The organism is Saccharopolyspora sp. NPDC050389 (assembly GCF_040655595.1).
GTDB lineage: Bacteria > Actinomycetota > Actinomycetes > Mycobacteriales > Pseudonocardiaceae > Saccharopolyspora.
Genome location: NZ_JBFAKG010000052.1, coordinates 65981 through 74355, shown reverse-complemented (window position 1 = coordinate 74355; position 8375 = coordinate 65981). Strand labels below are relative to the sequence as shown.

The 8375-nt window shown below is 69.9% G+C and carries 9 protein-coding genes; 3 read left to right on the top strand and 6 right to left on the bottom strand.

The window, feature by feature from the left end; genetic code table 11:
• Positions 1–124 precede the first annotated feature (124 nt).
• Positions 125–403 carry a hypothetical protein gene (locus AB0I53_RS29910; RefSeq protein WP_358610129.1) on the bottom strand — a complete coding sequence of 93 codons (279 nt, stop codon included), beginning with the start codon at positions 401–403 and terminating at the stop codon, positions 125–127.
• A gap of 425 nt (positions 404–828) precedes the next feature.
• On the opposite strand from AB0I53_RS29910, the gene AB0I53_RS29905 reads away from it, so the two are divergent.
• Positions 829–1671: a helix-turn-helix transcriptional regulator gene (locus AB0I53_RS29905; protein WP_358610126.1), complete on the top strand. Its 843-nt coding sequence runs from the start codon at positions 829–831 to the stop codon at positions 1669–1671.
• The gene (locus AB0I53_RS29900; protein WP_358610123.1) at positions 1664–1852 is read left to right on the top strand and encodes a DUF397 domain-containing protein; all 189 of its coding nucleotides are present in this window, start codon (positions 1664–1666) and stop codon (positions 1850–1852) included. Before AB0I53_RS29905 ends, AB0I53_RS29900 begins: the two co-directional genes overlap by 8 nt.
• A 141-nt stretch (positions 1853–1993) precedes the next feature.
• Here the strand turns inward: AB0I53_RS29900 and AB0I53_RS29895 are convergent, their stop codons facing one another.
• The 5 genes from AB0I53_RS29895 to AB0I53_RS29875 form a co-directional block, all read right to left on the bottom strand.
• On the bottom strand, positions 1994–4009 hold the full coding sequence (locus AB0I53_RS29895) for a DUF2339 domain-containing protein (RefSeq protein WP_358610120.1): 2016 nt from the start codon (positions 4007–4009) through the stop codon (positions 1994–1996).
• A gap of 88 nt (positions 4010–4097) precedes the next feature.
• Positions 4098–4403: a hypothetical protein gene (locus tag AB0I53_RS29890; RefSeq protein WP_358610117.1), complete on the bottom strand. Its 306-nt coding sequence runs from the start codon at positions 4401–4403 to the stop codon at positions 4098–4100.
• Complete coding sequence (locus AB0I53_RS29885) at positions 4400–6739, bottom strand: glycohydrolase toxin TNT-related protein (RefSeq protein WP_358610114.1); 2340 nt, start codon at positions 6737–6739, stop codon at positions 4400–4402. The genes AB0I53_RS29890 and AB0I53_RS29885 overlap by 4 nt, the downstream gene beginning before the upstream one ends.
• 7 nt (positions 6740–6746) lie before the next feature.
• Positions 6747–7067 (bottom strand): hypothetical protein, encoded by a 321-nt coding sequence (locus AB0I53_RS29880; protein ID WP_358610140.1) that lies wholly within the window; start codon positions 7065–7067, stop codon positions 6747–6749.
• 2 nt (positions 7068–7069) lie between these two features.
• Positions 7070–7537: a YbaB/EbfC family nucleoid-associated protein gene (locus AB0I53_RS29875; protein ID WP_358610111.1), complete on the bottom strand. Its 468-nt coding sequence runs from the start codon at positions 7535–7537 to the stop codon at positions 7070–7072.
• A gap of 277 nt (positions 7538–7814) precedes the next feature.
• On the opposite strand from AB0I53_RS29875, the gene AB0I53_RS29870 reads away from it, so the two are divergent.
• Positions 7815–8264: a MaoC family dehydratase gene (locus tag AB0I53_RS29870; protein ID WP_358610108.1), complete on the top strand. Its 450-nt coding sequence runs from the start codon at positions 7815–7817 to the stop codon at positions 8262–8264.
• Positions 8265–8375: the final 111 nt, after the last annotated feature.

Here is an 8375-nt window from a genome sequence, read left to right as displayed (position 1 = left end):
TCGCGAGAAGACACCTGAGAACCCGCGGCGGTGCAAGCTGAGTAGGTGGGCTAAGCGGCTGCGCCGCTTCAAAGACAAAACCCCGCGCTACCACATCCGCACGTCACCACATCCAAAACAGCCTCTATAGCGACCGTTGCCGCTCACGACCAAGCAACGGCTCGCGCAACCGGTGCCGCCCGATGTACTCCTGCGCGAATCGGCGTTCCGCCTCCGCCGCAAGCGAGTTCTGGATCTGCCACACCGTCGTCGCGCCCTGCCCTGCACCGGCGTGCTGCCCTGAGCAGCTCCGCAGGTATCCAGTGGCGATGTAGCAGAGCACCAGCAACAGCGTTCCCGCACCGGCGACGAGGACGTGCTGCACGGCGGCCCAGCTGAACTCGTGAATCATCGCGCCGCCCATCAGAAATCCCAGTTCCGGCCGGAGAAGCCGCGCTCGCCGACGGCATCAGTGCACTGTGGACAGCGCTCGGTGACTGCCGCAGAGCGCGGGGTGCGGCCCGCGAGCGTGGCGAATGGAACCCGCATCCACACCTCGCACAGCGAAGGAACCCACTCGCCCGCGCGGGCTGAGCCCCCGGCCGGACCGGCGTCGCATGCCGCCGAGCCAACCCGATCCCCACGATCCAGTAGACCTCTTGCGTCTCACTCCGGTACGGATTCGCCAGCACTTCTTTCGAAGTAACTGCTGTTCAGCGCCTTCGAAAGGCGAAGCTACGAAGCTAATCTTGTTTCATCGAATCAGGGACATTGCAGGTCAGAGCCTCATGGTCGCCCGCTTCGTCTCATCCCCGGGACGCCTTGACACAACAAACGGAAGGTCACCGCATGAGCGAGAATCCGCGCACGTCTCAGGTCGGACTCGGCATGCAACTGCGGAAACTAAGGGAAAAAGCTGGAATGACCACCCGATCGGTGGCCGCCGCGCTAGGCGTATCCCCTTCGTCGGTTAACAGGACCGAGCTGGGACAACGAGCACCGGACCGCGATGAGGTTGCAGCGTTGTGCGCTCTCTACGGCGTGACCGGGGAACAGAAAGTGCTTCTCATCGACCGGGCCGGGAAAAGCGCCAAGTCCGCCTGGTTCGAGATGGCCTCCAGGGTGTCGGATCAACAGGCGACCATGATGGTTCTCGAACAAGAGGCTTCTGCGATCGTCGGCGTGGAGAACACACTCATCCCAGGCTTGGCGCAGACGGCTGAGTACGCACGGTTGCTCATGTCGATGTCGGAACTTCCTGGACAGGACCTGGAGAATCGCGTAGCTGCGCGGTTGGGACGACAGGCAGTGCTGTCGCGGCCAGAGGCCCCCGAGGTCAGGTTCTTCATCGACGAGGCCACCCTGCTGCGCACCATGAACGATGTCCGGATCATGCGCGAGCAGCTTGAGCACCTGCTTGTGCTGCAACGCAGAAGCAATATTTCGATGCGCATCGTGCCGCTGAGTTCCATGCCGCATCCTGCGCTGGATGGATCGTTCTCGCTGTACGAGCTGCCGGACGGCAGCGCCCACGTGTTCGTGGAAGCGCGCTACTTCGTGGTCGCCCTGACGGAGCCTGCCGACGTAGAACCTTTCATGAAAGCCTGCCAAGAGCTGGACGACTGCGCGTTGGACAAGCAAGAGTCGACCTGCTTGATCAAGGACCTCGTGGGAAGGCTCGGCGATGAATGAACAGCTATGGCGCAAGAGCAGCCGCAGCGGCTCGGTGCACAACTGCGTCGAGGTGGCGCTGACTTCGGATGCGGCGGCAGTGCGGGACTCGAAGAACCCCGATGGCGGCATCCTCGCCTTCAGCAACCGGCGCTGGCGCAGCTTCTTATCCGCCGTCAAGGTCGACCACTACCAGCGTTGAGCTGGTCGTGAGTGATCATTCCGGTTCTTACCGGAGTTATCACTCACGAACCCTGGGGCACCTCGTTCGGACTGGTCAGGACCCGTGAGTGTTTTGTGTTGCTATAGCAGCACAAAGCACTCACGGGCTTTTACCTGCGGATCAGTCCGCTGGCTTGGCTTTGGCCAGGAGGCGGGCGTAGGCCGAGCCCGCCGCCAGGAGGATCAGGCCCGCGCAGAGGAAGGCGATCACTCGGGCTACACCGTCCAGGGTCGCCAGGTCGAACAGCAGCAGCTTCGCCAGCGACACCGCGATCAGCACCAGGCCCGCGATTCGCAGGTGCTTCAGCCGGACTCCGCGCAGCAGCAACGCGATCGCCGCCACCACCCAGCTCAGCGTGATCAGGATGTGCCCGGTGAGGAATCCCGCCCGCGCGTCGAGCACCAGCAGGCACGCGGCCATCGTCGCGCTCGCCGTTCCGTACAGCAGCGCCAGCCCCGAGGCCGCCCACGGCAGCAGCGATTCCGGCAGTTTCGCCAGCTTGCCGATCCGCACCGCCGCGACCGGCAGGGCCACCGCCACCAGCGCGATCAGCAGCCCGGCCAGCAGGCCGCGGACTCCGGTGCCGCCGTGGTACCAGAGCAGCACGGTAATCGGCAGCTCGTAGATGAACGTCAGCAGGAAGCCGAAGGTCGCGTAGCACGTCGCCCCGAGCAGCACTCCCCCGCTGCGCAGCACGAACGCGCCGACGCTCAGCAGCAGCGCCTCGCACAGCAAAGCCGTTCCCCAGCTCGACGAATCCAGGAAGACCAGCGTCGTCTGCACCGCCGCGACGGCGGCCATCCCGCCGACCGCCGCGACGAACCTCGTCGACAACCGGCTCCGGAACGCAGGTGTGAACCGCCCGACGGCCCAGATCGCCAGCAGCAGCACGACCATTCCGCCGCCGATCGTGCCCGCCGCGGGGCGCTCCAGCAGCAGCGGCCCGGCCAGGAAAGCCGGCGTCGGCGCGGCGATGAGCAGGCCGATCGCCGTCCAGTCCGCGGACGGGCGGGCGGCGGCGGTGATCGCCGCGACCGCCACGCCCAGCACCGCGGCGACGAAGATCGCGGCCACGAGCGTGGTGTCGTCGACCCAAATTCCGCGCACGCTCGCCGCCAAAGCGGCCAGCACGGTGGGAATTCCGGCCGCCACCGCGAGGCCCGCCCAGCCCCGTCGCACCTGCACCGGAGTGGCCGCGACCTGCAGCAACATCAGGAAGCCCACCAGCAGCGCATCCACCGTCCCCGTGATCAGCGGCGCGCAGATCGCCGAGCTGAGCACGACTCCGAGGGCCAGCGGCTGCGCCCGCCACCGGTCCGCGAGCGCCAGGCCCGCGACGCTGACCGCGAGGCCGACGCCGAGCCCGGCCGGCACCGACAGGTAGTCGTAAAGCGCGGTGGCCGCGACCACGTCCAGGAACAGCGCGCCGAAACCCGTTGTGGCCAGGGCGAATCCGGCGATGCGCCCCGCTCCGCCCGGCTGCTCGGTCGAGGACCGGCGGTGCATCCACCACCCGGCCGCGACCAGCAGAGCGGCGAGCACCGCGCCGCCGGCGACCCTCGCGCCCGGCCCCAGCCAGTCCTGCTGCACTGCGAGCACCAGCAGGAAGACCACGCCGAGCAAGGTCACCCCGGCACCGACCCAGGCCAGGACGCGGCTCGGCTCCAGGCCCGCGCCGATCCGCCGGTCCGCGCTCGGCGCCGGGATCTGCGACAGCCCCGGATACGCCTGCGGAGCCGGGTACTGGGCCGCCGCGCCCGGATACTGCGGTGCGACCCCTTGCTGCGCTCCAGCGGGTTCCGCCTCGGGCACAGTCGGCTGCTGCTCCGGCACGACCTGAGATTGCTGCACTGCAGCGACTTGCTGATCCGGCACGGCTTGATACTGCTGCGCGACAGCCGGTTGCTGATCCGGCACAGCCTGATACTGCTGCGCGACAGCGGTTTGCTGCTCAGGCGCGACGTATTGCTGCTGCGCAGCAGCGGCTTGGCCGGGTGCGGCCTGGTAGTACGGGGACTGCTGCGGCGCTTGCAGCTGTGCCTGCACCATGCTGCCCAAGTAGGTCAGCCGCTGGCCGATGGCGTGCAACTCGCCTGCGACCAACTGAAGCGCTTCGCCGGGCTGTGGTTGCGACATGGTTCCCAAGTCTGGGCATGCACCACCCGATCGGCATCGGTAGCACTACTCACCCGAGATCACAGGTCGACACGGATGCGCTCGGCGCTCACACCCGCTGCGCCGGTGTGCCCTTCGGCGGCGTGCTCGTCACGTCCACCGGCCCGACGACCCCGCGCAACGCCTGGGTCCAGGTCAGCCGGCCGAACAGGTAGAAGCACGCCACCTGCTCGCTGCTGAACCGGGCCCAGTCGTAGCGGTTGCCCTGCTCCCGCCAGAAGACCTCCCAGGCCGGTGCCCCGTCGACCTCGTCGCGGATCAGGCACCAGGCGTCGTCGGCCTCGGCCCCGACGGACACCAGCTCCTCCGGGACGCCCATCGCCACCAACCAGCCGAGCACGGACTCGGTGTTCACTTCGCGGCCTCCTGCGTCGTCCCGCCGTCAGTCGTTCCCTCGTCGCGCACGATCCGCACCGTCGACGCCACCTTCGCTCCGGACTCCTCCCGCATGGTCGCAGCGGCTTCCTCGGATTCCGGATCGTCCTGCTCGCGAGTGATCCGGAAGGTAGACAGCACCACTTCGCCGGCTTCCTGCTCCTCGCGCACGATGCGCAGCGTCGCCGCCTCGGCGATCTCCCGCGCCTTGGTCAACTCCACCAGATAGCCGAGCCCGACCAGGTCGGAGAGCGAGTAGGTCGCGCGGAAGCGCATCCCGCCGCCGGGCTGCGCGAACCACGATGCCGCGACCGCCTGCCACACCGGCAACGGGCGCATGACCCGATACCGCCGGTAGTCGCGCTCGTCGTAGGCGGCGGGCAACGAACGCTGCGCGAAAGGCGTTGCCACGGCGAACAAAATCCGCCCATCGCCGCTTCCCAAGCAGTCGAGCACCGTGTCCGGCTCCAGCACCACCGGCTCCGCCGGTTCCACGCCGCCCTCCGGGAACTGCTCCGCAGGCGGCCACGCGAACTCGCCGTCGCGCCCCTGGAACTCGCGCTCCCACTCCTGCTCGCTGAGCTCGCCGAGCGGCTCGTGATCCGCCGTGAGCTCCGCGGGCAGCTGCTCGGGCTCGCTGCGCTCGGCCCGATAGCGCTGCGCTGCCGCATACGCCTCGGCCGATCGCACCCGTCCCAGCGCATCGCTGTCGTCAACCAGGCGGGACTGCGGGTGGTCCTGCGGCGGGAAGTTCAGGCCCGGCCTGCGCTCCTCGACCACCTCCGGCACGGGCAACTGCCTGCTCGCCTTGCTCGCCGCCACCGGCATGTAACCGATCGGGAACTGGTGCAGCACGAAGGCCACCACGTCCGCGTTCCGGCTGCCCTGCCGCAACGGCCGCTGCGGCGCCTCCTGCGGCACCGGAACCGGCGGCTGCGCCGGAGCCGGAAGCGGGCGCAGCGGAGCGCGCTGCATCGGCTGGTTGACCGGAGCAGGAGGAGCCTGCGGAGCAGGCGCACCGAACGCGACCGGGCCACGCGGAGCGGCCGGCGGCATCGGAGGCCGCGCTGCGGCCGCCGGAGGCGGAGCAGCCGACGGCGGCGGAGCACCGGGCACACCTGGCTGAGCCACGAAGTGGCCGGCCTGAGGCGGCGGGGCGAAGCCCTGTGGCGGCGCAGCCGCGCCCGGCAGCGGCGGCAGCGGCGGCTGCGGAGCCTGGGGAGCCTGGGGAGCCTGGGGCGAAGCCCAGGCGGAGTGCACCGCGTGCGGCGCGGTGCTGGAGGCGGGGTCGCCGCCGTCGGGCGTCGTCCAGCCCGGGCGGGCGGAGTCGCCGATCATCGGGATCGGGCCGGTGCCGGCGTCGGCGAGGCCTGGGGCCCAGCCGCCGGGATCGACCTTGACCGGGCCGGTGTGCTCGGCATCGCCCTGCCAGGGATTTGCGGTTCGTGCCACTTCTTCGACAGAGCCGTGCGCACCTGCTGCCACTCCCCCAACGGTCTCCTGCGCAGGTCGACCGAGACCCGCGCTCCCGACATCACCGGCAACCTCGTGCGCCGCCCGCCCAACGCCGCCAACGGCCTCATGCGCCCCTCGGCCAACGCCTTCCGCAACACCACCAACAGTCTCGTGCGCCGCTCGGCCAACGCCACCAACAGTCTCGTGCGCGGTCTTGCCAAGATCGTCGACGACACCGGTCGCCACACCTGTCCCACCGGACACAACACCGTCCACTGTGGATGATGCTAGGCCGGCGCCGGATTGCAGGGCGCCGCCGGCCGTCGACAGCAGGCCGTGCGAGCCGCCCGACCCCACCAGCACGCCGCTGTCCAGATCGACCGCCGAGGTCAGCGTGTTGTGCACCTGCGCCACGTTCGCCGCCGCGCCGTTCAGCGCCGAATCCAGCGCCGCCAGAGCCTGCGGATGCCCCGCGGCAGCCGCCTGCTCGGCCGCGTCGGTCTGCTTCGCCAGCGTCACCAGTTCCCGCACCAGCTGCACTTTCGCCGCGCCGACCTGCTCGGCCGCGTGGTCGAGGCGGTCCGCGGCGGCCAGGCACTGCTTCGCCGACGCGGGCAGCACGCCGTCTCCCGCGGCGAACTCGTCCCAGGCGCGGCCGGCCGCCTGGGCCGCCTCGCCGTCGAACGCGCCGAGCGCGCCCTGCGCGGTGCCGTCGGCGGCGCCGGTGAGCGCGTCGATCGACTTCGCGGCGTCTCGCCACGCCGACGCCGACTCACGCATCTTGTCCTCGTCGGCCTCCGGCCACTTCGCGCCCGCGCGCGCCGCGACATCCCGGAGTTCCGCGGGAAGTTCGATGCCCATCCGCAGGTCACCCCCGCCCGGCTAGTCGGCCGAATTCCTCGGCGCCGCCGGCATCGGCCTGCTCCGTCGTCGCGGCGGTCGCGGCGAACTTCGCACCCATCTCGCGCAGCCGCCCGGACAACGCGCCGAGGTCGTCCAGCGCCTGGTCGGCCCGGCCGCAGTGGGTGCGGGCGAAGTTCTCGCCGATGTCGTCGCCGCCCCAGCAGTCACCGGCCGCATCCAGCGCCTGGCGCAGGGTGTCGGCGATGCGCTGCGCCTGCCCGGCGAGGCCGTCGAACTCGCCGGCGTGCTTGGTCAGCTGCCCGAGATCACTGCGGAAGCCACTCATGGTCACCACTTCCGTTCCGCCGGGCCCTGCCGCAACCAACTCGCGTTCGAGAAGTCCTCCTCGGGATCTTCATCGACATTGTCGTCGATGCGCCGCGGTTCGTTGCGCGGTGCCGGATCCGCCGGAATGTCGGCGTGTCCGCCCAGCAGCAGCTCCGGATCGGCCCCGGCGGGCAGCACCTCGGCGAGCACGTCGGCGACCCGGCGCGATGCGGCCTGCGCCGCCGCCGCGGTCAGCTGCACGATGATCGCCGCGAGCTGGGCCGGGCGCTGCCGCTCGTAGACGTCGTCGGCGAGCACCACCTCGCGCAGCACGCCCTGCGGGCCGACCACGACCTGCACCCTGCCGTCCTTGGAGCGGGCGGTTTCCGCGATCGCGGACAGGTCCCGGTGCGTCTCGGCGAGCCGGTCCCGACTGCGCCGGTAGTCCGCCATCAGCTCTTCTACCTGGGCACGGTGGTCGGTCGACACGGCCGCTCCCCTCCTGTTCGCTGGCGGATCCGTCGCAGGCGCGCGGCGCCCTCGTCCGGTCGGCAACGGCAAAGCGGTCGTCCGCGGGCCGGAGACCGCAGACTGCACGTCGCGACTTGGACGCACGCCGCTGCGCTGATGGTTCCATGTCGGCCACGGAATTTTCCGCCCGGCCGACCGCCGGCACCGGAATGTCCGATCCGCCCCGGAAATGCCGATCACGAACCGCGAGCAACCCCTGGGCACTGATCCTGGGGTCCGCTGCGACGATGAGGCGATGGGCATGATCGCGTACGAAGACCTCACGCCGGGCCGGGTTTTCGATCTCGGCGAGGTGAAGGTCGACCGGGCCGAGATGCTGGCCTTCGCCGAGCGCTTCGACCCGCAGCCGTTCCACCTCGACGAGGAGGCGGGCCGCAACTCCGTGCTCGGCGGGCTGTGCGCGTCCGGCTGGTTCACCGCATCGCTGTGGATGCGCGGCTACGTCGACAACGTGGTTGCGGACTCGACCTCGCAAGGCTCTCCCGGCGGCAACGAGCTGGCCTGGCTCGCGCCGGTGTTCCCCGACGACGTCCTGCAGCTGAAGATGGAGGTCAACAGCCAGCGGCGGTCGCAGAGCAAACCGAACCTGGGCCTGGTGGAGATCACCGGGACGGCGGATCGAGGCGACCAGCGCGTCCTGCGCTTCACCTTCGTGGCGATGTTCGGCACCCGCGACGAGGCCTGAGGTTTCCGCTGGTCAGGTCCCGTGTGGGGTTTGTGTGGGGTTTGGGGGACCAAAACCACAACCGGGGGTAGCCGGGGCGACCAGGGTGTTAGCCGAGGGGGGGGGTGTGGT